The sequence below is a fragment of the Hydrogenophaga defluvii genome (genome assembly GCF_042665235.1).
GTDB lineage: Bacteria > Pseudomonadota > Gammaproteobacteria > Burkholderiales > Burkholderiaceae_C > Hydrogenophaga > Hydrogenophaga defluvii_A.
On sequence record NZ_JBHTBZ010000020.1, the window covers coordinates 66,760 to 90,988 of the forward strand.

The 24,229-nt window shown below is 63.6% G+C and carries 18 protein-coding genes; 4 read left to right on the top strand and 14 right to left on the bottom strand.

The features are described 5' to 3' along the window. Positions 1 to 7: 7 nt before the first annotated feature. The 8 genes from zapE to ACFQU0_RS09705 all read right to left on the bottom strand — a co-directional run bounded on the left by zapE (position 8) and on the right by ACFQU0_RS09705 (position 11,008). Positions 8 to 1,111 carry a cell division protein ZapE gene (gene zapE / locus ACFQU0_RS09670; protein ID WP_382200187.1) on the bottom strand — a complete coding sequence of 368 codons (1,104 nt, stop codon included), beginning with the start codon at positions 1,109 to 1,111 and terminating at the stop codon, positions 8 to 10. After that, positions 1,111 to 2,538 carry a dihydrolipoyl dehydrogenase gene (lpdA, locus tag ACFQU0_RS09675; protein WP_382200189.1) on the bottom strand — a complete coding sequence of 476 codons (1,428 nt, stop codon included), beginning with the start codon at positions 2,536 to 2,538 and terminating at the stop codon, positions 1,111 to 1,113. The genes zapE and lpdA (ACFQU0_RS09675) overlap by 1 nt, the downstream gene beginning before the upstream one ends. Positions 2,539 to 2,552: 14 nt before the next feature. Further along, entirely contained in the window at positions 2,553 to 3,317 is a 765-nt protein-coding gene (locus tag ACFQU0_RS09680; RefSeq protein ID WP_382200191.1) for a hypothetical protein, read from the bottom strand. A 31-nt stretch (positions 3,318 to 3,348) separates the two neighbouring features. Next, a complete protein-coding gene (odhB, locus tag ACFQU0_RS09685; protein WP_382200193.1) occupies positions 3,349 to 4,617 on the bottom strand; it encodes a 2-oxoglutarate dehydrogenase complex dihydrolipoyllysine-residue succinyltransferase in 1,269 nt (422 codons plus the stop codon). Between the two features lie 86 nt (positions 4,618 to 4,703). Beyond that, positions 4,704 to 7,583 (bottom strand): 2-oxoglutarate dehydrogenase E1 component, encoded by a 2,880-nt coding sequence (locus ACFQU0_RS09690; protein ID WP_382200195.1) that lies wholly within the window; start codon positions 7,581 to 7,583, stop codon positions 4,704 to 4,706. Positions 7,584 to 7,817: 234 nt separating this feature from the next. After that, positions 7,818 to 8,192, bottom strand: a complete 375-nt coding sequence (locus ACFQU0_RS09695; RefSeq protein WP_382200197.1) for an ArsR/SmtB family transcription factor — start codon at positions 8,190 to 8,192, stop codon at positions 7,818 to 7,820. A 186-nt stretch (positions 8,193 to 8,378) separates the two neighbouring features. Further along, entirely contained in the window at positions 8,379 to 10,283 is a 1,905-nt protein-coding gene (locus tag ACFQU0_RS09700) for a propionate--CoA ligase (protein WP_382200199.1), read from the bottom strand. Between the two features lie 131 nt (positions 10,284 to 10,414). Then, positions 10,415 to 11,008, bottom strand: a complete 594-nt coding sequence (locus ACFQU0_RS09705) for an isochorismatase family protein (RefSeq protein ID WP_382200201.1) — start codon at positions 11,006 to 11,008, stop codon at positions 10,415 to 10,417. A 101-nt stretch (positions 11,009 to 11,109) separates the two neighbouring features. Between ACFQU0_RS09705 and ACFQU0_RS09710 the strand changes: the two genes are divergently transcribed. Continuing rightward, complete coding sequence (locus ACFQU0_RS09710; RefSeq protein WP_382200203.1) at positions 11,110 to 11,697, top strand: C40 family peptidase; 588 nt, start codon at positions 11,110 to 11,112, stop codon at positions 11,695 to 11,697. 16 nt (positions 11,698 to 11,713) lie between these two features. Here the strand turns inward: ACFQU0_RS09710 and ACFQU0_RS09715 are convergent, their stop codons facing one another. From ACFQU0_RS09715 to aceE, 4 genes are all read right to left on the bottom strand, one after another. After that, positions 11,714 to 11,905, bottom strand: a complete 192-nt coding sequence (locus ACFQU0_RS09715) for a peptidoglycan-binding domain-containing protein (protein ID WP_382200205.1) — start codon at positions 11,903 to 11,905, stop codon at positions 11,714 to 11,716. A 736-nt stretch (positions 11,906 to 12,641) separates the two neighbouring features. After that, the gene (gene lpdA, locus ACFQU0_RS09720) at positions 12,642 to 14,471 is read right to left on the bottom strand and encodes a dihydrolipoyl dehydrogenase (RefSeq protein WP_382200207.1); all 1,830 of its coding nucleotides are present in this window, start codon (positions 14,469 to 14,471) and stop codon (positions 12,642 to 12,644) included. A gap of 12 nt (positions 14,472 to 14,483) precedes the next feature. Next, positions 14,484 to 16,127, bottom strand: a complete 1,644-nt coding sequence (gene aceF / locus ACFQU0_RS09725) for a dihydrolipoyllysine-residue acetyltransferase (protein ID WP_382200209.1) — start codon at positions 16,125 to 16,127, stop codon at positions 14,484 to 14,486. 19 nt (positions 16,128 to 16,146) lie between these two features. Beyond that, positions 16,147 to 18,849, bottom strand: coding sequence for a pyruvate dehydrogenase (acetyl-transferring), homodimeric type (aceE, locus tag ACFQU0_RS09730; protein ID WP_382200211.1), 2,703 nt, complete (start codon positions 18,847 to 18,849; stop codon positions 16,147 to 16,149). Positions 18,850 to 19,055: 206 nt separating this feature from the next. On the opposite strand from aceE, the gene ACFQU0_RS09735 reads away from it, so the two are divergent. The 3 genes from ACFQU0_RS09735 (at position 19,056) to folD (ending at position 23,179) form a co-directional block, all read left to right on the top strand. After that, positions 19,056 to 21,596, top strand: coding sequence for a PAS domain-containing sensor histidine kinase (locus tag ACFQU0_RS09735; RefSeq protein ID WP_382200213.1), 2,541 nt, complete (start codon positions 19,056 to 19,058; stop codon positions 21,594 to 21,596). A gap of 43 nt (positions 21,597 to 21,639) precedes the next feature. Next, on the top strand, positions 21,640 to 22,266 hold the full coding sequence (locus ACFQU0_RS09740) for a response regulator transcription factor (RefSeq protein ID WP_382200215.1): 627 nt from the start codon (positions 21,640 to 21,642) through the stop codon (positions 22,264 to 22,266). Positions 22,267 to 22,330: 64 nt separating this feature from the next. Next, positions 22,331 to 23,179 carry a bifunctional methylenetetrahydrofolate dehydrogenase/methenyltetrahydrofolate cyclohydrolase FolD gene (gene folD, locus ACFQU0_RS09745; RefSeq protein WP_382200217.1) on the top strand — a complete coding sequence of 283 codons (849 nt, stop codon included), beginning with the start codon at positions 22,331 to 22,333 and terminating at the stop codon, positions 23,177 to 23,179. Positions 23,180 to 23,259: 80 nt separating this feature from the next. On the opposite strand, the gene ACFQU0_RS09750 is transcribed toward folD, so the two are convergent. Together ACFQU0_RS09750 and greA are read right to left on the bottom strand one after the other, a co-directional pair. After that, positions 23,260 to 23,688 (bottom strand): DUF4149 domain-containing protein, encoded by a 429-nt coding sequence (locus ACFQU0_RS09750; RefSeq protein WP_382200219.1) that lies wholly within the window; start codon positions 23,686 to 23,688, stop codon positions 23,260 to 23,262. Beyond that, positions 23,685 to 24,161 carry a transcription elongation factor GreA gene (gene greA / locus ACFQU0_RS09755; RefSeq protein ID WP_382200221.1) on the bottom strand — a complete coding sequence of 159 codons (477 nt, stop codon included), beginning with the start codon at positions 24,159 to 24,161 and terminating at the stop codon, positions 23,685 to 23,687. The genes ACFQU0_RS09750 and greA overlap by 4 nt, the downstream gene beginning before the upstream one ends. Positions 24,162 to 24,229: the final 68 nt, after the last annotated feature.

Below are 24,229 nucleotides of genomic sequence, written 5' to 3' on the forward strand. Positions count from 1 at the left end.
GGTCGCCTCAGGTCAACGAGGTGTCTACCAGGCGGCGTTCCAGCGCGAGAAACTCCACAGACTGCATCTCATGCAGGCGCGAGACGGTGCGCGGGAATTCGTGGGCCAGCGGGCCCTCGGTGTAGAGCTGCTCGGCCGGCACGGCAGCCGAAAGAATGAGCTTGACGCGGCGGTCGTAAAGCACGTCCACCAGCCAGGTGAAACGCCGCGCCTGCGAGGCCATGTTGACCGGCATGTGGGGCACGTTGCTCAACATCACGGTGTGGAACTGGCTGGCCAGTTCCAGGTAGTCGTTCTGCGAACGCGGGCCGCCACACAGGGTGCGGAAGTCGAACCACACCACACCACCGGCCTTGCGGATGGCGCGGATCTCGCGCGACTCGATGTGCAGCACCGGATCCTCGTCGTGCGCTTCGGCCAGGCGGTTGAAGGTGTCCTCCATCTGCGCTTCGGCGTCGGCGCCCAGCGGCGTGTGGTAGAGCTTGACCTGCTCCAGCGTGCGGCGCCGGTAGTCGGTGCCGTTGTCGACGTTGATGACCTCCATGGTCCGCTTGAGCAACTCGATGGCGGGCAGGATGCGGTCGCGGTGCAGGCCGTCGGGGTAAAGCCCGTCGGGCACGAAGTTGCTGGTGGTCACCATGCCCACGCCGTTGCGCTCCATCGCATCCAGCAAGCGGTGCAGGATCATGGCGTCGGTCACATCGGCCACGTGAAACTCGTCGAAGCAGACCAGCTTGTAGCGCTTGGCCAGGCGTGCGCCCAGCTCGTCCAGCGGGTTGACCGTGCCCTGCAGGTCGGCCAGTTCGCGGTGCACCTCACGCATGAACTCGTGGAAGTGCAACCGCGTTTTGCGTTTGAGCGGGACGGCGTTGTAGAAGCAGTCCATCAGGAAGCTCTTGCCCCGCCCCACCCCGCCGTACATGTAAACCCCTTTGGGGATGTCCGGCCGGTTGATGAGCTTCTTGAGCGCGTTGGAGCGCTTGGCCTTGTAGTGCGACCACTCGGCCGCGCAACGCTCCAGCGCGGCCACCGCCCGCAGTTGGGCGGGGTCGCTCTGGTAGCCGCGCGCCTTGAGTTCGGCCTCGTAGGCCGCACGCACCGGGCCCGTCATCAGAAGTTCAGCGTGCGCTTGTCCACCGCCAAAGCGGCTTCTTTCGTGGCTTCCGACAGCGATGGGTGTGCGTGGCAGATGCGGGCGATGTCTTCCGCGCTGGCGCGGAACTCCATGGCCACCACGGCTTCGCTGATCAGCTCGGAGGCCATGGGGCCCACGATGTGCACGCCCAGGATCTCGTCGGTCTTGGCATCGGCCAGGAACTTGACCATGCCGGTTGTGTCGCCCAGCGCGCGCGCGCGGCCGTTGGCCAGGAAGGGGAAGGTGCCGGCTTTGTACGCCACGCCATCGGCCTTGAGCTGCTGCTCGGTGCGGCCCACCCACGCGATCTCGGGGCTGGTGTAGATGACCCAGGGAATGGTGTTGAAGTTGACGTGCCCGTGCTGGCCGGCAATGCGCTCGGCCACGGCGACACCTTCTTCTTCCGCCTTGTGCGCCAGCATGGGGCCACGCACCACGTCGCCCACCGCCCAGACGTTGGGCAGGTTGGTCTTGCAGTCGCCGTCCACCACGATGGCGCCGCGCTCGTCCAGCGCCAGGCCCACGGCTTCTGCATTCAGGCCGATGGTGTTCGGCACGCGGCCGATGGAGACGATCAGCTTGTCGGCGTCCAGCGTCTGGGCTTCACCCTTGGCGTTGGTGTAAGCGATGCTCACGCCCTTCTTGGACGTCTTGACCTCGCCGACCTTCACGCCCAGCTCGATCTTCAGGCCCTGCTTGTCGAAGGCCTTCTTGGCTTCTTTGGCAATCTGCTCGTCCACCGCGCCCAGGAAAGTCGGCAGACCTTCGAGGATGGTGACGTCGGCGCCCAGGCGGCGCCAGACCGAACCCATTTCCAGGCCGATCACGCCCGAGCCGATCAGGGCCAGCTTCTTGGGCGTGGCGCCGATGCGCAGGGCACCGTCGTTGGAGAGGATGGTCTCTTCGTCGAAGGCCACGCCGGGCAGCGCGCGAGCGTTGGAGCCGGTCGCCAGGATGACGTGTTTACCTACCAGCGTCTCTTCAGCGGCACCGGCCACCTTGATTTCGTAGCCGCCATCAGCCGCCTTCACAAAGGAACCCCGACCGTGGAAGAAGCTTACCTTGTTCTTCTTGAACAGGTAGAGGATGCCGTCGTTGTTCTGCTTCACGACCGCGTCCTTGCGCCCCACCATCTTGGCCACGTCGATCTTCACATCGCTGGCGGTGATGCCGTGCTCGGCGAAGTGCTTGTTGGCGTGCTCGAAGTGTTCCGACGACTGCAGCAGTGCCTTGGACGGGATACAACCGACGTTGGTGCAGGTGCCGCCCGGGGCCGGGCCGCCCTTGTCGTTTTTCCACTCGTCCACGCAGGCCACGTTAAAGCCCAACTGGGCCGCGCGGATGGCGGCGATGTAGCCACCGGGGCCGCCCCCAATGACAACGAGGTCAAATGATTTAGACATTAACAGCTCCAAATTTAAAGTATCTGATACATATCACGACCTAATATTCGCAACAATGCATTTTTCACAAAATCAACATCCTTAGGGGTCAACTGCATCTCCCAACCAGGATGAAAAGTACTCAACCCTAATTCAACCTGCTGAGATGGACGACCCAACTGATGAACAATTGCATTTCTGAGTACAAAAGCAGACCGACATACTGACCACTCCGGCGACGTTGAATGCAATATATTTATGTTCGAATCAGGATGGGAGCAGGATTGGATAAAAGACTCAAAAAATACCTCTGCACGGCTCTTCTCATCATCAGGACGCGCATCATTCCACGCATCTTTTAGCTCTCGTACCACCCGCGAGAATTGCGGCCCTGGCACAAAGACTTGATCATCCAAGCCACCCCGCTTAGAACTTGCAAGTTTACAAACTAAAGCAACGTTTTTTAAGCAGGCTTCGAAAGCCGAGCAGTAGCTGACCAGCATTTCCTGCAAAATCGGTTGACCGTTTTGTAAACGAGCCCACTCTACGTACTCGGCGGCCTCTATTGAAGATCTTTGAACAACATTTTTCAGAACGAGTTCATCGTCAGTCAAGCTTAACTCGTTCCGTCGCTTGTCGACCAGATGCAACTTTCCCTTCGTCGAAAAATAATGTTGCTGCAGGTCATCTGCATCTCGAAAAGAAGCCCACAAAACGAACCTTGCATTTGCCGAATGAAGCGATTGAGAAAACTGCTCATAGGCATTCTCAAGCAGGCGCCGCAAAGGCACCTGCTCCATCGCTGACTGACTCACACCCACCCGATATCAATCAGATGTTGAAGAGAAGGCGTGCCGGATCTTCCAGCGCTTCCTTCATGGCCACCAGGCCCAGCACGGCTTCGCGGCCGTCGATGATGCGGTGGTCGTAGGACATGGCGAAGTAGTTCATCGGACGCACCACGACCTGGCCGTTCTCGACCACGGCGCGGTCCTTGGTGGCGTGCACGCCCAGGATGGCCGACTGCGGCGGGTTGATGATGGGCGTGGACAGCATGGAGCCGAAGGTGCCGCCGTTGGAGATGGAGAAGGTGCCACCGGTCATCTCTTCGATGCCCAGCTTGCCGTCACGGGCCTTCTGGCCGAATTCGGCGATCTTCTTCTCGATGTCGGCAAAGCTCATCTGGTCGGCGTTGCGCAGGATGGGCACCACCAGGCCACGGGGCGAGCCCACGGCGATGCCGATGTCGAAGTAGCCGTGGTAGACGATGTCGTTGCCATCGACCGAGGCGTTGAGCACCGGGAACTTCTTGAGGGCGTGCACGGCCGCCTTGACGAAGAAGCTCATGAAGCCCAGCTTCACGCCATGTTCCTTCTCGAAACGCTCTTGCATGCGCTTGCGCATGTCCATGACCGGGGCCATGTTGATTTCGTTGAAGGTGGTCAGGATGGCGTTGGTGGACTGCGATTGCAGCAGGCGCTCGGCCACACGGGCACGCAGGCGGCTCATGGGCACGCGCTGCTCGGGGCGGTCGCCCAGGTTGGGCTGGGCCACAGGGGCGGCCACCTGCGGCAACACCTTGGTGGGCGCGCCGGTGGGAATGGCCACCGGTGCGGCGGCGGCAGGCTTGGCACCACCGGCCACGGCACCCAGCACGTCACCCTTGGTCACGCGGCCATCCTTGCCGGTGCCGGCCACGGAGCCGGCGGCCAGGCCGTTGTCGGCCATCAGCTTGGCGGCAGCGGGCATGGCCACGCCGGCCATGGAAGCGCCGGCCGGCGCAGCGGCAGCGGCCACGGGGGCAGCGGCAGGCGCGGCAGCAGCGGCCGGGGCGGCGGCAGCGGCAGCGCCGGCCTTGCCTTCGGTGTCGATCTGGGCGATGAGCTGGTCAGACACCACAGTGCCACCGTCGGCCACCACGTGGGCGGCCAGCACACCGGCGGCCGGGGCGGGCACTTCCAGCACGACCTTGTCGGTCTCGATTTCGATCAGGATCTCATCCATGGCCACGGCTTCGCCGGGCTTCTTCTTCCACTGCAGCAGGGTGGCCTCGGCCACGGATTCGGAGAGCTGCGGAACTTTGACTTCTACGATTGCCATTTTGTTTTCTGCCTAATGTTTCGGTGTTCGCAAGGTGCCGCTGCGCGGCACGACCCGGCCGCATGGCGGCCAGGTCATCGCGTCATTCACTTGGTGAGGATGAAACCCTTGAGCTTGGCGAAGGCCGCTTCGATCAGCGCCTTCTGCTGGTCCTGGTGCAAGTGGGCGTAACCCACCGCAGGCGAGGCGGAGGCGGCACGCCCTGCGTAGCCCAGCTTCTGACCATCGAGCATGTTCTCGTGGATGTAGTGCTGCACGAAGAACCAGGCGCCCTGGTTTTGCGGCTCGTCCTGGCACCACACGATGTCGGTGGCGTTGGGGAAGCGCTTGAGCTCGGCACCAAAAGCCTTGTGCGGGAAGGGGTAGAGCTGCTCGACGCGGATGATGGCCACGTCGTCGGCGCCCTTGGCTTCGCGTTGCTTGACCAGATCGTAGTAGACCTTGCCCGAGCAGGCGATCACGCGCTTGACCTTGTCGGCCTTCTTCACCACCTCGGCGTTTTGCTCGGGGATGACGGTCTGGAAACTGCCCTTGGTGAACTCGGACAGCGGCGAGGTCGCGTCCTTGTTGCGCAGCAGGCTCTTGGGGGTCATGATGACCAGCGGCTTGCGCAGGTTGCGCACCATCTGGCGACGCAGCACGTGGAAGATCTGGCTGGCCGTGGTGGGCTGCACGATCTGCATGTTGGTGTCGGCAGCCAGCTGCATGAAGCGCTCCAGGCGGGCCGAGCTGTGCTCGGGACCCTGGCCTTCGTAGCCATGCGGCAGCATCAGGGTGATGCCGTTGACACGGCCCCACTTCACCTCACCGGAGGCGATGAACTGGTCGATCACGACCTGGGCGCCGTTGGCGAAATCGCCGAACTGGGCTTCCCAGATGACCAGCGTGTTGGGGTCGTTGGAGGCGTAGCCGTACTCGTAGGCCAGCACGGCCTCTTCGGACAGGATGGAGTCGATGACCACAAACGGTGCCTGGTTCTCGGCCACGTTCTGCAGGGGGATGTAGGTGCCCTCGTCGAACTTTTCGCGCTTCTGGTCGTGGATGACGGCGTGGCGGTGGGTGAAGGTGCCACGGCCGCAGTCTTCGCCCGACAGGCGCACGGGATAACCCGACGCGACCAGCGAGGCGAATGCCATGTGTTCGCCCATACCCCAGTCCACGTTGACGTCGCCCCGGCCCATGGCAGCGCGGTCGTCGTAGACCTTCTTGACCAGCTGGTGCGGGGTGACGGTGGCGGGGATGGTGGTGATCTTCTCGGCCAGACGCTTCCACTCGGTCAGCGGGATGGCGGTGTCGCCCGCATCGGTCCACTTCTTGCCCAGGTAGGGCGACCAGTCCACCGCGTACTTGCTCTTGAAGTTGGTCAGCACCGGGTCCACCGTGTGCTTGCCGGCGTCCAGTGCGGCGCGGTAGGCCTTGGCCATCTCGTCGCCCAGAGTCTCGCCCAGGCCTTGCACGGCCAGCTTGTCGGCGTAGAGCTTGCGGGTGCCGGGGTGGGCCGCGATCTTCTTGTACATCAGCGGCTGGGTCAGGCTGGGTGTGTCCTGCTCGTTGTGGCCCAGCTTGCGGAAGCAGGTGATGTCCACCACCACGTCCTGGCGGAATTCCATGCGGTATTCCAGCGCCAGCTGGGTGGCCAGCACCACGGCTTCGGGGTCATCGCCGTTGACGTGCAACACCGGCGCCTCGACCATCTTGACGATGTCGGTGCAGAAGGCCGACGAGCGCATGTCGCGCGGGTCGGAGGTGGTGAAACCGATCTGGTTGTTGATGATGATGTGCACCGTGCCACCCGTGGTGTAGCCACGGGTCTGGGCCAGCGCCAGGGTTTCCTGGTTCACGCCCTGGCCACCAAAAGCGGCGTCACCGTGCACCAGCACCGGCAGCACCTGGCTGCCCGTGGGGTCATTGCGGCGGTCCATGCGGGCGCGCACCGAACCCTCCACCACGGGGTTCACAATTTCCAGGTGCGAGGGGTTGAAGGCCAGCGAGAGGTGGACCGGACCGCCAGGCGTGGACACGTCGGAGCTGAAGCCCTGGTGGTACTTCACGTCACCGGCGGGCAGCTCTTCGGGGGCGGTGTGGTCGAACTCGGCAAAGAGGTCGGCCGGCATCTTGCCCAGCGCGTTGACCAGCACGTTCAGGCGCCCACGGTGGGCCATGCCGATCACAATTTCCTGCACGCCCTTGGCGCCGGCTTGCTGGATCAGTTCGTCCATGGCGGCGATGAAGCTCTCACCACCTTCGAGCGAGAAGCGCTTCTGGCCGACGTATTTGGTGTGCAGGTAGCGCTCCAGGCCTTCGGCAGCGGTCAGGCGGTCGAGGATGTGCTTTTTCTTCTCGGCGGTGAAGCTGGCCTTGCTGCGGATGCTCTCCAGCTTTTGTTGCCACCAGCGCTTTTCAGCCTGGTCGCTGGTGTGCATGAACTCCACACCCAAGGTGCCGCAGTAGGTTTCGCGCAGCGCATTGAGCAGCTCGCGCAGCGACATGCTCTCTTTGCCGAAGAAGGTGTTGCTGATGTTGAACACCGTTTCCAGGTCGGCATCGGTGAAGCCGTAGAAAGCGGGGTCGAGTTCAGGGATGTGCGGGCGCTCGGTGCGCTTGAGCGGATCGAGATCGGCCCAACGTTGACCGACGTTGCGGTAGGCAGCAATGAGCTGCTGGGTGGACACACGCTTGCGGCCCATTTCCGAATCGGCACCGGTGGCGATGACCACCTGGGTGACGCCCGCCTTGGCGCGCTCGGCAAAGGCGTTGATGACCGGCATGTGCGGCACATCGCGCGAATCGCTGCCATCGGCGGCAGGCACGTTTTGCAGCGCGTCAAAGTAGGCACGCCACGTGTCGGGAACGCTGGTGGGATCGGCCAGGTAGTTTTCGTACATCTCTTCGACATAAGGCGCGTTGCCGCCGAAAAGATACGAGTTGCCCTGGTAGGCAACGTAGACGTTGTTTGTCTCGCTCATGAATCCGCTGACCTCCGTTTCCCTTGGGGAAACATTAGCTGGTTTAAGAAACCTCCCGCGACACGGCTTAACCGGTTGGCGGATGCGACAGTGACTGGAAGGACCTGACTGCAACCCGGAATTGTGCCACCGAAGCCGGAAGCACGGGCCACAGATTGGGCTACCGGTGGTCGGAAGCCTTTGGGGTGTGGTGAAAATGCCCTTGACGGCAGGGCCGTCAGGAGGACACCCAGATCAAGACGCGATACGTGGCGACAGGCGTTCGGTCGCCGGCACGCTGCCCGGCTCGTCCATCTCGATGGCAATTTGGGTACACACGGTGCGGCACAACATGACCGCCTTTTCGCTTTGCACCCGGTAAATCACCTGCGTGCCATCCTTGCGCTTGGCCAGCACGCCGGCGCGGTACAGCAGGTTGAGGTGTTGCGACAGGTTGGGTTGGGTCGTGTCAATTTCCTGCAGCAACTGCGAAACCGACTTTTCCTTGTCGCACAAGGCGCTCAGGATGCGCAAGCGCATGGGCGTGGACAAGACACCGAACAACTCGGCAGCAAGCTCGAATACCCGTCCTTTTTCGACGCCCGATTCGGATTCGATCATCTGCTTCATGCTTGCCCTGCTTTATCAATAGATAAATATAAGCAATCATGATAGCGCCATGCCAAGGCCGTGAACAGGCCTGGCAGGCCTGGCAGGCCTGGCAGGCTTGGCAGGCTTGGCAGGCTTGGCAGGCTTGGCAGGCTTGGCAGGCCTGGCACATGGTCTGCAAATGGCAGGACAGTCGAGCGCCGACGCTCAGGCGCTGACCGCGTCACGCACCTGCTGGAGTGCGGTCGGGTCTTCCATGGTGGTCAAGTCGCCCGGATCGCGGCCTTCGCACACCGCCTGTATGGCGCGGCGCAACAGTTTGCCACTGCGCGTCTTGGGCAACACGCTCACAAACCGCACCCGCGCCGGGCGGGCGACGGCGCCCAGCTGGTCGTCCACCACCTTCATGATGGCGCCTTCGAGCTTGAGCGCATCGGCATCGCTGGCCGCCAGCGACGGATCTTTGAGAACGGCAAACGCCACCGCCACCTGCCCCTTGAGCTGATCGGCCACGCCCACCACCGCCACCTCGGCCACATTGGGATGGCTGCTGATGCTTTCCTCGATCTCGCGCGTGCCGAGGCGATGACCAGCCACGTTGATCACGTCGTCGGTGCGGCCCAGGATGTAGAAATAACCGTCGGCGTCGCGAACGCCCCAGTCGAAGGTGCTGTACATGGTGCGGCCGTGGATGCTGGACCAATAGGTCTTCACGTACCGCTCGTCGTCGCCCCACACCGTTTGCAGGCAGCCCGGTGGCAGCGGGCCTTCCACCGCAATCACACCCTTCTTGTTGGGCTCGGTGATTTCTTCGCCGCTGGACTCGTCGATCAGGCGCACGTCAAAACCGTACACCGCCTTGCCCGGCGATCCGTACTTGGTGGGCGCCGGCTCAATGCCGTTGCAGATGGCCATGATGGGCCAGCCGGTTTCGGTCTGCCAGTAGTTGTCGATGACGGGTTTCTTGATCGCGTCCGACATCCAGGTGGCGGTAGGCTCGTCGAGGGGCTCGCCGGCCAGGAACAGCGCCTTGAGGCTGCTGAGGTCGTATTTCGTGAGGTAGGCCGGGTCCTGCTTCTTGAGCACGCGGGCGGCGGTGGGCGCGCTGAACATCACGCTCACCTTGTATTTTTCGACGAGTTGCCACCAGATGCCGGCATCGGGCCGGGTGGGGAGGCCTTCGTACATGATGGTGGCCATGCCGTTGATCAGCGGGCCGTAGATGATGTAGCTGTGGCCAACGACCCAGCCGATGTCGCTGGTGCTGAAGTAGGTTTCGCCCGGCTGGGCCATGTAGATGTGGCGCATGCTGGCCGCCAGGGCGACGGCGTAGCCGGCGGTGTCGCGCTGCACACCCTTGGGTTTGCCTGTGGTACCGCTGGTGTACAGGATGTAGCTGGGGTGGGCGCTGTCCACCCATTCACAAGGCACCTCGGTGTTGAGGTGTTGTTGACGCAAAGCCGCATAGTCCTCATCACGGCCGGCCACCACCTCCAGCGGCGCCAAGCCCCGGTTGACCATGAGCACTTTGGCAGGCTTGTGGGCGGACAGCGCAATGGCCTCGTCCAACAAGTGCTTGTAGGGCACCACTTTACCGCCGCGCATACCAGCGTCGGCACTGATGATGGCCACCGGCTGCGCGTCGTCGATGCGGCTGGCCAGGCTGTGGCTGGCAAAACCACCAAACACCACCGAATGGATGGCGCCAATGCGCGCGCAGGCCAACATGGCAAACGCGGCCTCGGCAACCATGGGCATGTAAATCAGCACACGATCGCCTTTTTTGACCCCCAGTTGCAGCAAGATGGCCGCCATGCGCTGCACCTCGGCGTGCAACTCACGAAAGCTGTAGGCCTTTTCCGTGTCGGTTTCGGTGGACACAAAAACCAGGGCGTTCTGGTCGGCGCGGTCTTTGAGATGGCGATCGACCGCGTTGTGGCACAGGTTGGTCAAGCCACCCGCAAACCAGGTGGCAAAAGGTGGGCGGCTGTAGTCGCACACCTGATCAAAGGGTTTGCGCCAGTCGATCAGCGCCGCCTGTTCCCGCCAGAAGCCGTCGCGGTCGGTGATGGAACGGCGGTGAAACTCGGCGTAGCGGGACGGCGTGGACATGGAAAGTCTCCTCTGGTTGGCAATGGGCCTGCACGCCTCGAACTGAAAACGAGGCACTGGCATTCATAATTATTCATTAGGAGTCTTGCGCGCCGCTGACGCATGGGGCCATCACCCGCCGGCCCACGGTTTCACTTGATCAGTGCCAGCGCTTCCTTGAACTTGGGGTGCTCGGCGCTGCCCAGCCACTCAAACGCCACCATCTCTGCGCTCACCAGTTCCGCACCGTTGCCCGCCAGTCGGTCGAATGCCGCATCACGGTCGCGCTGGTTGCGCGAGCCACAGGCGTCAGTGACCACCCACACGTCCATTTCCTGCTCGATCAAGCCCAGCGCCGTCTGCAGCAGACACACATGGGACTCCACCCCGGCAATGACCACGGTGTTGCGCGGCGTGGGTGCCGGTTTTTGCAGGTGCTTGGGCAGACTGCGTGCGTTGCCTGCCCCTGCGACCGGGGCCCGCAGCACATCCACCAAACCGTCCGCGCAGGCGTCAAACGCCATTTTTGGCAACACTTTGGCGCACAAACTGCGCAAACCGGGGGCCAGTGCGCCCAGGCGGGCCGGGTTTTGTTCGGTGCCAAAGGTGGGCACTTTCATCAGTTGGGCCATGTGTGCCAACAGCTGAGCGCGGGCAAGCACTTGTTCGCCTTCGGCAATGACCGGCATCAGGCGGGTTTGGTAATCCACCAGCACAAGCTGGCAATCGCTGGCATCAAGAAGCATGGTGAGCACAAGTCGGTTGAGATTCGGGCCAGTGTACCGCCCACCCGCACCGGCGCCACCGCGCTTGACTTGTGGTGCATATGCCATTAGCCTCGCGCGCAATGCGAAAAACCGCCATCGCCTTTCTATTGAGCCTATCGGTCGCCGCGCACGCCCAAACAGCCGTTTCGGGTGAAGCGCCCACCGACGTGCCGCACGACGCCATGGCGGAGTTGCTGGCCAGCAAGGGGCTTGTGCAGCGGCTGGACGGCATGCGCCAGCAGATGAGCTTGGCCGCCAGCGACCTGGTGGTCACAGCCATGGGTTTTCTGGGCGTGCCCTACCGCCGCGGTGGCAACTCCGTCGAAACCGGTTTTGATTGCAGCGGTTTTGTGCGCGCCATGTACGAACAAACGGTGGGGCTGGTGCTGCCCCGCCGTGCCGCTGAGCAGGCGCAAGCCACACAGATGATCGCGCGGGAGGACCTCAAGCCGGGCGATCTGGTGTTCTTCAACACCATGCGCCGGGCTTTCAGCCATGTGGGCATTTATGTGGGTGACGGCAAGTTCATCCACTCGCCCCGCAGCGGCGCCCAGGTGCGTGTGGAAGACATGCGCACCGCGTACTGGCACACCCGCTTCAATGGGGCCCGCCGTGTGGCGATCGACCCCGGCGTGACCGCGACAGCAGCCCAGCCGCTGTCGCGCTGAGCCCGCCTACAGCAATTCAGGGTTGCGGTTTGGGCAAGCCCAGCTTGTCCAGGGTTTCGAACGTGACCAGGCCAATGGCCAGACCTTCCCGGCGCTGGTAGTCCATCAAAGCCGCCATCGTGCGCCGTCCCAGCTTGCCATCTGCTGAGCCGACATCCAAGCCTTGCTTGCGCAGCGCTTGCTGGACTGCGACGACCACAGCCGACATGGCCCCTCTGTCGTCACACAGCGCACGCCGCCAGACGAACTGAGGCCTGCCGTCTTGCGGGAGGACTCGCTCAGAGACAGGCTCGATGGCCAGCTGCGCCCAACATTGCCCGGCACGAATGCCTGCCCACATCTCCGCATCAGAAACATCCGGCACCACCGATGTATCAGTTGGTGCGTTGCGCGCTTGTGCCACCTCGCCACGTTGACCAGCAGCCACTGGCGATCCTGGAGCGGCCACCGCAAGTGACGGCGCAACAGCCACGCCAACAGTTCCGCCCATAGCAGACCTTGGCGACGGCGGTGGCCCGATCTGGTGCAGCACCGTCGCATGGCTGTGCAAACCCATAACCGGTGTTGTGGGCTCACGCGGGGCTTCCACGGGGATTGTGGCGTCAGCGCGGACGGGCGGCGCCAAAACTGCCGGCATTGCCAACGCCAAACCACGGGGAGAGAGCGCGGTCGTGGGCCCACTGGTCGGCACCGTGACCAGACAACCCGAAAGCGACACGCCGACCAAGGCCAACACGAGGCCACGTGCAGACACCAGTGTCCAAACTCGCGACATGGGCACTCCACTCGTTTTGCCGCTTTGTGAAGCCGGAAATTGCGACGTTCCGCAAGTGTATGGGTGCCACCCCAAGACCACAACATGGACCAACATCACGCAGACTGACCGCAAAAAAGCCCAGACGGAGACCCGTCCGGGCTGTTGTGGTGAGACAGGCTGAAAGGGCTTACTTCTTGGCTGGCGGCACGTCGGTGCAACTGCCGTGCGCCACCTCCGCCGCCATGCCGATGCTTTCGCCCAGCGTCGGGTGCGGGTGGATGGTCTTGCCGATGTCCACCGCGTCGGCGCCCATCTCGATGGCCAGCGCGATCTCGCCGATCATGTCGCCCGCGTGGGTGCCTACCATGCCGCCGCCCAGGATCTTGCCGTGGCCGTGCGCCTCAGGGCTGTCGTCGAACAGCAACTTGGTCACGCCCTCGTCGCGACCGTTGGCAATGGCCCGGCCCGATGCTGTCCAGGGGAACAGGCCCTTCTTGACCTTGATGCCCTGCGCCTTGGCCTGGTCTTCGGTGAGGCCCACCCAGGCCACTTCGGGGTCGGTGTAGGCCACGCTGGGGATCACGCGGGCGTTGAAGGCGGCGCTGGCCAGCTCCTTGTTGCCTTGCAGTTCGCCCGCGATGACCTCCGCCGCCACATGCGCCTCGTGCACCGCCTTGTGCGCCAGCATGGGCTGGCCCACGATGTCGCCGATGGCGAAGATGTGCGGCACATTGGTGCGCATCTGGATGTCGACGTTGATGAAGCCCCGGTCGGTCACCGCCACGCCGGCCTTCTCGGCGGCGATCTTCTTGCCGTTGGGCGTGCGGCCCACGGCCTGCAGCACCAGGTCGTAGACCTGGGGCGCGGGCGCGGTGCCGCCCTCTTCCGCTGGCGCAAACGTCACCTCGATGCCTTCGGGTGTGGCCTTGGCCCCCACCGTCTTGGTCTTGAGCATGATGTTGTCGAAGCGCTTGGCGTTCATCTTCTGCCAGATCTTGACCAGGTCGCGGTCGGCGCCCTGCATCAGGCCGTCCATCATTTCCACCACATCCAGGCGCGCGCCCAGGGTGCTGTAGACCGTGCCCATTTCCAGGCCGATGATGCCGCCGCCGAGGATCAGCATGCGCTTGGGGACATCCTTGAGCGCCAGCGCGCCGGTGGAATCGACCACACGCGGATCGTCGGGCATGAAGGGCAGGCGCACGGCCTGCGAACCGGCCGCGATGATGGCCTTCTTGAAGGCCACCACCTTTTTGCTGCCGGTTTTTTCCTGCCCGTTGCCGGTGGTCTCTTCCACTTCCAGGTGGTTGGGCCCCACAAAAGCGCCGTAGCCACGCACGGTGGTCACCTTGCGCATCTTGGCCATGGCGGCCAGGCCACCGGTCAGCTTGCCGATGACCTTTTCCTTGTGGCCACGTAGCTTGTCGATGTTGACCACCGGGCGGCCGAACTCGACACCCAGATCGGCCATGTGGCTGACTTCGTCCATGACGGCGGCCACGTGCAGCAGCGCCTTGGAGGGGATGCAGCCCACGTTGAGGCAGACGCCACCCAGGGTGGCGTAGCGCTCGACGATGACGACCTTGAGTCCGAGATCGGCGGCGCGGAACGCCGCCGAGTAGCCGCCGGGGCCACCGCCCAGCACCAGCACGTCGCACTCGATATCGGCGCTGCCGCCGAAACTGGCGGCGGTGGGCGCGACCAAGGGCGCGGAAGCAGGCGCCGGGGCAGCAGCAGCGGGGGCCGCTGCAGGCGCAGATGCCGGAGCGGCAGCGCCACCCTCGGCCTCCAGCGTCAGCACCACCGTGCCCTGCTTGACCTTGTCGCTCAGCTTGACCTTGAGTTCTTTCACAACGCCGGCGTGAGACGAGGGAATTTCCATCGAGGCCTTGTCGGACTCGACGGTGATCAGCGATTGCTCCGCCTTGACCGTGTCGCCGGGTTTGACCAGCAGCTCGATGACCGCGACTTCGTCGAAGTCGCCAATGTCTGGAACCTGGATATCAATGATTGCCATGGTCCGGTTCCTTTACAGCAGCACACGGCGGAAATCGCCGAGGATCTGGCCCAGGTAGGCATTGAAGCGGGCCGCGGCGGCGCCGTCGATCACGCGGTGGTCCCACGTCAGCGACAGCGGCAGCATCAGGCGCGGCTGGAAGGCCTTGCCGTCCCACACCGGCTCGGTCTGGCTCTTGCACACACCCAGGATGGCCACCTCGGGCGCGTTGATGATGGGCGTGAAATAGCGCCCACCGATACCGCCCAGGCTGGAGATGGTGAAGCTCGCACCGCTCATGTCGGCCGGGCCGAGTTTGCCGTCGCGCGCCTTGGCGGCCAGTTCGCTCATTTCCTTGCTGATCTGCAGCACGCCCTTCTTGTCGGCGTCCTTGATGACGGGCACGACCAGGCCGTTGGGCGTATCGGCCGCAAAGCCGATGTGGAAATACTGCTTGTAGATCAACGCATCGCCGTCGAGGCTGCTGTTGAACTCGGGGAATTTCTTGAGCGCGGCCACGCAGGCCTTGATCAGGAAAGCCAGCATGGTCACCTTGACGCCGCTCTTCTCGTTCTCCTTGTTCGTGGAGACGCGGAAGGCTTCGAGTTCGGTGATGTCGGCGTCGTCGAAGTTGGTGACGGCCGGGATCATGACCGCATTGCGCAGCAGGTTGGCACCGCTGATCTTCTTGATGCGGCCCATCTCCTTGCGCTCAATGGGGCCAAACTTGGCGAAATCGACCTTGGGCCAGGGGATCAGGCCCAGCTCGGAGCCACCACCACCGGTGGACGCCGGTGCCTTGGCCTTTTGCGCTGCGGTCTGCACCGCACCTGCCATGACGGATTTGGTGAAGTTCTGGATGTCGTCGGCCGTGATGCGGCCCTTGACGCCGGAACCCTTGACCTCGTCCAGCGGCACACCCAGCTCGCGGGCAAACTTGCGCACCGAGGGCGAGGCGTGCGGCAGGCCCACCGGGGCGGTGGTGGGGTTGTGAGCCGGTGCGGCCGGGGCCGACACGCTGGCGGACACCGAGGCTGCAACGGCTGCAGCAGCCGGAGCGGCGGCAGGCGCGGACACCGGTGTGGCAGCCGCCGGGGCTGCGGCAACGCTGCCTTCCAGAATGGCCAGCAGGTCACCGATGTTGACGGTGTCGCCCACCTTGACCTTGAGTTCCTTGAGCACACCTGCGTGCGACGAAGGGATCTCCATCGAGGCTTTGTCGCTCTCGACCGTGATCAGGCTTTGTTCGACCTTGATGCTGTCGCCGGGTTTGACGAACACTTCAATGACGGCCACATCCTTGAAGTCGCCAATGTCGGGCACGCGCACCTCGACCGGGCCGCTGGCAGCGGCGGGTGCCGCCACGGGTGGTGCGGCCACCGGCACGGGGGCCGGGGCAGCGGCCGCTGGAGCGGGTGCCGGCGCAACGGCTGCGGCGCCTTCTGCTTCCACCACCAGCACCACCGAGCCCTCTTTCACCTTGTCGCCCAGGGCAACACGCAGCTCTTTCACCACCCCAGCGGTGCTGGAGGGGATTTCCATCGAGGCCTTGTCGGACTCGACCGTGATCAGGCTTTGTTCGGCCTTGACCGTGTCACCGGGTTTGACCAGCAGTTCGATGACCGCTACTTCGTCGAAATCCCCAATGTCGGGGACCTTCACTTCAATCAGTGCCATGTTCTTGTCTCCGTGTGACTCAGGCGTACAGCGGGTTGATCTTCTCGGCGTTGATGCCGTACTTGGCGATGGCCTCGGCCACCTTGGTGGCCGGCACGGTGCCGTCTTCGCTCAGCGCCTTGAGGGCCGCGACCACGATGTAGTGGCGGTTGATCTCGAAGTGCTCGCGCAGTTTGCTGCGGAAGTCGCTGCGGCCATACCCGTCGGTGCCCAGCACCTTGTAGTTGCGGCCCTTGGGGATGAAAGAGCGGATCTGTTCGGCGTAGCTCTTCATGTAGTCGGTAGACGCAACCACCGGGCCGGCGTGACCGGCCAGTTGCTGGCCCACGAAGGACACGCGGGGCGTCTCCAGCGGATGCAGCAGGTTCCAGCGCTCGCAGTCCTGGCCTTCGCGCGCCAGTTCGTTGAAGCTGGGGCAGCTCCACACGTCGGCCGACACGCCCCAGTCCTTTTCCAACAGCTCCTGCGCGGCAATGCTTTCGCGCAGGATGGTGCCGGAGCCCAGCAATTGCACGCGTGGCGTCTGTTTGGCGCCCGGCTTGCACAGGTACATGCCCTTGATGATCTGCTCTTCGGTGCCGGCGGTCAGGCCAGGCATGGCGTAGTTTTCGTTGAGCAGGGTGATGTAGTAGTAGACGTTTTCCTGGCGTTCGACCATGCGCTTCAAGCCATGGTGCAGGATCACACCCACTTCGTGCGCGAAAGTCGGGTCGTAGCTGATGCAGTTGGGGATGGTGCCGGCCAGGATGTGGCTGTGGCCGTCCTCGTGCTGCAGGCCTTCGCCGTTGAGCGTGGTGCGCCCCGACGTGCCGCCCAGCAGGAAACCACGCGCCTGCATGTCGCCGGCCGCCCAGGCCAGGTCGCCGATGCGCTGGAAACCGAACATCGAGTAGTACACGTAGAACGGCACCATGATGCGGTTGTTGGTGCTGTAGCTGGTGGCAGCGGCAATCCAGCTGGCCATGCCGCCGGCTTCGTTGATGCCTTCTTGCAGGATCTGACCGGCCTTGTCTTCTTTGTAATACATCACCTGGTCGCGGTCGACCGGGGTGTACAGCTGGCCTTTGGGGTTGTAGATGCCGATCTGGCGGAACAGGCCTTCCATGCCGAAGGTGCGGGCCTCGTCCACCAGGATGGGCACCACACGCGAGCCCAGGGCCTGGTCACGCAGCAGCTGGGTGATGAAGCGCACATACGCCTGGGTGGTGCTGATCTCGCGGCCTTCGGCCGTGGGCTCCAGCACCGCCTTGAAAGTTTCCAGCGACGGCACGGTGAAGCTCTCGTCGGCCTTGGCGCGGCGGTGCGGCAGGTAGCCGCCCAGCGCCTGGCGGCGTTCGTGCAGGTACTTCATCTCCGGCGTGTCGTCGGCCGGTTTGTAGTACGGGATGTTGGGCAGCTCGCTGTCGGGGATGGGGATGTTGAAGCGGTCGCGGATGTACTTGATGTCCTCGTCGCTCAGCTTCTTGGTCTGGTGCACGGTGTTCTTGCCTTCACCGGCCTTGCCCATGCCATAACCCTTGACGGTCTTGATGAGCAGCACCGTGGGCTGGCCCTTGTGCTCGTTGGCGGCGTGGAAGGCCGCGTAGACCTTGGACGGCTCGTGGCCACCACGGCGCAGGTCGAACACCTCCTCGTCGCTCATGTGCTCCACCAGCTTGAGCGTCTCGGGGTAGCGGCCGAAGAAGTTCTTGCGCACGAAGGCGCCGTCGTTGGCCTTCATGGCCTGGTAGTCGCCGTCCAGCGTCTCCATCATCAGTTGCTTGAGCTTGCCGCTCTTGTCCCGCGCCAGCAGTTCGTCCCAGCCGTAGCCCCACAGCAGCTTGATCACGTTCCAGCCGCTGCCACGGAATTCGCCTTCGAGTTCCTGCACGATCTTGCCGTTGCCACGCACCGGGCCGTCCAGGCGCTGCAGGTTGCAGTTGACGACGAAGATGAGGTTGTCCAGGTTCTCGCGGGCTGCCAAACCGATGGCGCCCAGCGATTCCGGTTCGTCCATCTCACCGTCGCCCATGAAGGCCCAGACCTTGCGGTTGGCGGTATCGGCAATGCCACGGGCGTGCAGGTACTTGAGGAAACGCGCCTGGTAGATGGCCATCAGCGGGCCCAGGCCCATGGACACCGTGGGGAACTGCCAGAAATCAGGCATCAGCTTGGGGTGGGGGTAGCTGGACAGGCCCTTGCCATCCACTTCCTGGCGGAAGCTGTCGAGCTGCTGCTCGTTCAGACGGCCTTCGAGGTAGGCCCGTGCGTAGATGCCGGGCGCGCTGTGGCCCTGGATGTACAGCAAGTCGCCACCGTGGTTCTCGCTCTCGGCGTGCCAGAAATGGTTGAAGCCGGCGCCGAACATGCTGGCCACCGACGCGAAGGAGCCGATGTGGCCACCCAGGTCGCCACCGTCGGCAGGGTTGATGCGGTTGGCACGCACCACCATGGCCATGGCGTTCCAGCGCATGTAGGCGCGCAGGCGTTTTTCGATGGCGATGTTGCCGGGGCAGCGCGCTTCCTGGTCGGGTTCGATGGTATTGACGTAACCGGTGTTGGCAGAGAACGGCATGTCGATGCTGTTCTGACGCGCCTCTTCGAGCAGTTGCTCCAGCAGGTAGTGGGCGCGCGCAGGGCCCTCACGTTCGATGACGGCGGACAGCGCGTCCAGCCATTCACGGGTTTCCTGTGCGTCGGTGTCGGTGCCGACGCCCAGGTTCTGTTGGGGTTTGTCTGACATGGTGTCTCCTCGGTGGTGAAAAGAAGCTTAAGCCGGCGCCCAAGGCTTGTCATGCGTGTTGCACCGGATGGAGCAGAGTTTCCCATTTCTCCTTTATTTTTTCAAGATGTAGTTATTGTTTTTGCAATGTGAAAACATTTGCGTGTTTTTTGGCACACACCCCCACACCGGCACATCGGCGGATGGTGTCCTTTAGACTTCAACCAATGCCCGAATCCGCCCGCTCGGCCACACCCTCTGCCCCCACCGCCTCACCCGCGACCGCGCCACCCACTCACACCTCGTGGTGGAAGCGCTGGTGGCGGCGCCTGCCGCCTGCGCGCCAGGACAGGTTTGCCACCTTGGGCCCTCTGTTGGCGGTGCTGCTGTTCATGGGGGCCATCGTGGTGGCCATGAGCTATTTGCGGCTGGAGGAACTGGACCGCGAACAAGAGGCCGTGACCCGCGATGTGGAATACGCACAACAACGGTTGCGCCTGCGCTTGCTGGAGCGCCAGGAACAGCTCATGCGGCTGGCGCGCGAAATTTCCAACCGGGAAATCGACGAAGCGGAGTTCGTCTTTCAGGCCGAAAGCCTGATCAGCCAGTACCCCGAGCTGCTGGCGGTGTCCTGGATCGACAGCCGGCGCAAGGTGGTCGCCGCCTACGCATCGCCCAGCGCGCCCAATGCCCAGACCCGCAGCCCCAACCAGGTGCTGCTGCCGGGTGAAACCGACGGCTCCTTCGAGCTGGCGCGTGACCTGCGCCAACCCATCTACTCCCGACCGTTGCCCGCCGAGCCCGAACAGAGCGTGTTGCTCCTGCAAGTGCCGCTCAGCGAACAGGGGCGCTTCAGCGGCGTGGTCATGGGCGAATACCTGGTGGATGGCCTGCTGCGTTTTGGCATCCCGCCCGAGGTGATGGCCCGCTACGCCGTGGCGCTGCTGGACGACCGCCAGCAGGTGCTGGCCGGCAGCTTGCAGCAAGCCGGCAGCGGCCGCGTGCTGAAATGGCTGCCCTGGTCCAGCGAGGCCATGCACCACGAGGTGCCGGTGTCACCGGTGGGCAACGGTTTGATCCTCAAGGCGCAGGGCTACCGCACCTCACAAGACGTGGTGGGCAGCGGTTTTGTGCTCATCATCGGCGCGCTCAGCACACTCACCGTGTGGATGCTGATCGCCTCCTGGCGCCACACGCGCCGACGTGTGCAGGCCCAGCAGGCGCTGGTGGCCGAGACCCATTTCCGCCGCGCCATGGAAAACTCCATGCTCACCGGCATGCGGGCGCTGGACATCCAAGGCCGCATCACCTACGTCAACCCCGCCTTCTGCATGATGACGGGCTGGTCTGAAGGCGAGCTGGTGGGGCGGACCGCGCCTTTTCCCTACTGGTCTGAGGACGATCAGGACATGCTCAGGCAGCGGCTGGAAGACGAGTTGCGCGGACGCTCGACGCCAGGTGGGTTTGAAGTGCGCGTGAAACGCAAAGACGGCAGCATTTTCGACGGGCGGATGTATGTCTCGCCGCTGATCGACCCCAACGGCCAACAAACCGGCTGGATGACCTCGATGACCGACATCACCGAGCCCAAGCGCATCCGCGAGGAACTGTCGGCGTCCTACGAACGCTTCACCACCGTGCTGGAAAGCCTGGACGCCACGGTGTCGGTGGCACCGCTGGGCAGCGACGAGCTGCTGTTCGCCAACAAGATGTACCGCCACTGGTTTGGCATCAGCGGCGAGGGCCACCGCAGCCTGGTGGACTTGGCGGGCATCGCACCCTCCGCACCGAGCGACGAACACGACGCGGTGGACGCCTTCGCCGGCATGCCAACCGACTCCCTCACCGATGCGGGCGCGGAAAGCGCCGAAATCTACATGGAGGCACTGGGCAAGTGGCTGGAGGTGCGCACGCGCTACCTCACCTGGGTGGACGGCCGCTTGGCACAGCTGGTGATTGCCAGCGACATCACCACGCGGCGCCACGCCGAGGAGCAGGCCGCGCGCCAGAACGAACGCGCGCAGACCGCCAGCCGGCTGATCACCATGGGCGAAATGGCTTCCAGCGTGGCGCACGAGCTGAACCAGCCACTGACCGCCATCAGCAACTACTGCAACGGCATGATCACGCGGGTGAAGAAGCAGCAGATCACGGAAGAGGACCTGCTGGGCGCGCTGGAGAAAACTGCGCGCCAGGCCCAGCGCGCCGGTCAGATCATCCAGCGCATCAAGGCCTTCGTGAAACGCAGCGAACCCAATCCGAGTGTCTCGGATGTGGCCACGATGGTCAGCAACGCGCTGGAGTTGGCCGAGATCGAACTGCGCCGCCATCAGATCCGCGTCACCACCTACGTGGCGGCCCGCCTGCCCCCCTTGCTGGTGGACCCCATCCTGATCGAACAGGTGCTCATCAACCTGCTCAAGAACGGCGGCGAGTCCATCCAGCAAGCCCAGCGCGCCCCCGGCCAACGCTTCATCGAGTTGCGCGTAGGTCCCACCCGCCAGGACGGCATCGACTGCATCGAGTTCGCCATCACCGACTCCGGCAGCGGCGTGCTGGCCGACATGCTGGAACGCATCTACGAAGCCTTCTACAGCACCAAGGCCGAAGGCATGGGCATCGGCCTCAAGCTGTGCCGCAGCATCGTGGAATCCCACCATGGGAGGATGAAAGTCGAGAACATCTACAATGGCGCCGAGGTCAGCGGTTGCTGCTTCAGCTTCTGGATTCCAGTGGCTCCCACACCACAGCCGCACCCCGGCGCGTGAGCGCAAGCCCCCCAGAAGGGGGCGGGACACAAGAAAGAGCGAGATGAGTCTGATACCCAAAAAAGGCACTGTGTACGTGGTGGACGACGACGAGGCCGTGCGCGATTCGCTGCAATGGCTGCTCGAAGGCAAGGACTACCGGGTTCGCTGTTTCGAATCGGCCGAAGCTTTCCTGAGCCGCTACGACTCGCGCGAAGTCGCCTGCCTGATCGCCGACATCCGCATGGGCGGCATGACTGGCATGGAACTGCAGGACCGCCTGGTGGAACGCCAATCGCCCCTGCCCATCGTTTTCATCACCGGCCATGGTGACGTGCCCATGGCGGTCGATTCGATGAAAAAAGGCGCGCTGGACTTCATCCAGAAACCCTTCAACGAAGACCAGCTCGTCAACCTGGTGGAGCGCATGCTTGACCGCGCCAAAGACAGCTTCGCCACCCACCAGCAAGCCGCCAGCCGCGACGCGTTGTTGTCCAAGCTGACCTCGCGTGAAGGCCAGGTGCTGGAGCGCATCGTCGCCGGCCGCCTGAACAAGCAGATCGCGGACGACCTGGGCATCAGCATCAAGACGGTGGAGGCGCACCGCGCCAACATCATGGAAAAACTCAATGCCAACACGGTGGCCGACCTGCTCAAGATTGCCTTGGGCCAGACGCCTGCCAAAGTCTGACCCACCACACCAAATCCCCACGCCCGCTGCCAGCGGGCGTTTTGTTTTGAAGAAAGACCGCCCCATGAGCGCCCAACTGATCGACGGCAACGCCCTGTCCCGCCAACTCCGCCACGAAGTCACCGAGCGTGTCATCGCACTCAAAGCCCGTGGTGTGACGCCGGGCCTGGCGGTGGTGCTGGTGGGCGACAACCCGGCCAGCCAGGTCTACGTGCGCAACAAGGTCAAGGCCTGCGAGGACACGGGCATGCACTCCATACTGGAGCGCTACACCGCCGACCTCAGCGAAGCCGAGTTGCTGAAGCGCGTCGAAGCCCTGAACAACGACCCCGCCATCCACGGCATCCTGGTGCAGCTGCCGCTGCCCGCGCACATCGATGCCCAAAAGGTGATCGAGGCCATCGCCCCGTCCAAGGACGTGGACGGATTCCACATCGCCAGCGCCGGTGCGCTGATGACCGGCATGCCCGGCTTCTGGCCCTGCACACCCTATGGCTGCATGAAGATGCTTGAGTCCATCGGCTATTCGCTCAAGGGCAAACACGCGGTGGTCATTGGGCGCAGCAACATCGTGGGCAAACCCATGGCGCTGATGCTGCTGCAGCAGAACGCCACCGTCACGATCTGCCACAGCGGCACAAAGGACTTGAAGGCCATGACGCTGCAAGCCGACGTGATCGTGGCCGCCGTGGGCAAACGCAACGTGCTGACGGCCGACATGGTCAAACCCGGTGCCGTGGTGATCGACGTGGGCATGAACCGCAACGACGAGGGCAAGCTCTGCGGCGACGTGGATTTCGAGGGCGTGAAAGCCGTGGCCAGCCACATCACCCCGGTGCCCGGTGGCGTGGGCCCCATGACCATCACCATGCTGATGGTCAACACGCTGGAATCGGCCGAGCGTTCGGCATAACGCCCCCACACTCGCCCACTTCGTGTGGCTCGTTGCCCCCCGAGGGGGCGCGAGTCGCCTTGGGGCGGCCCGGCGGCGACTCAGCGATCTGAGCGGCTACCAAGCAACCACAACACCCGCGTGGCGCACAGCCACTGGGCGACGATCAGCGCACTGCCCACACCGTGCCACAGCGCCAGGCTGGCGCCGGTGCTGCGAGCGGTGAGAATTTTGTAAGACACGCCGTACTCCTGCACCAGCATGCACAGCATGGCCAGGCGAATGAAGGGCAGGCCACGGCCCACCGGGCCTTGTTTGTCATGGCGGCCCAGCAACAACAAAGCCATACCACAGGCCACCACCAGCCAGGCAATGGCCGTGAACAGCTTGGCCGCCGCCGGTCCCGCCACCGCCGGGTTGCCAAAGTGGGCAAACAAGGTGGGTACGGCAATGAAGGCGAGCGCGGCCGTACCGCCCCACCAGAGTGCGGCCACCAAGCTGAGCAAACGGTGGCGCAGCAGCGCGTTCATTCGTAGCGCACGCCGATGATTTCGTAGCTCTTGAGGCCACCCGGGGCCTGCACGTCGGCCACGTCGCCCTCTTCTTTGCCAATCAGCGCCCGCGCGATGGGGCTGCTGATGTTGATCAGGCCCAGCTTGAGGTCGGCCTCGTCTTCGCCCACGATCTGGTAAGTGACCTGCTCGCCGGAGTTCTGTTCCTCCAGCTCGACCGTGGCGCCAAACACCACGCGGCCACCCGCGTCCAGCGCAGACGGATCGATGATCTGGGCAATCGACAGCTTGCCTTCGATCTCCGCAATACGACCCTCGATGAAGCCTTGGCGCTCCTTGGCTGCGTCGTAGTCGGCGTTTTCGCTCAAATCGCCCTGGGCACGCGCTTCCGCGATCGCGTTGATCACAGCGGGGCGTTCTTTGGTCTTGAGCTCATGCAGCTCCTTTTTGAGCTTGTCTGCCCCACGCTTGGTCACAGGAATGCTGGCCATGGATCTGATCTCCGTTGTGTCAAAAGAGAAACCGCCGCCAGTCGCCTGGCGGCGGTTTCGGTTTTTCT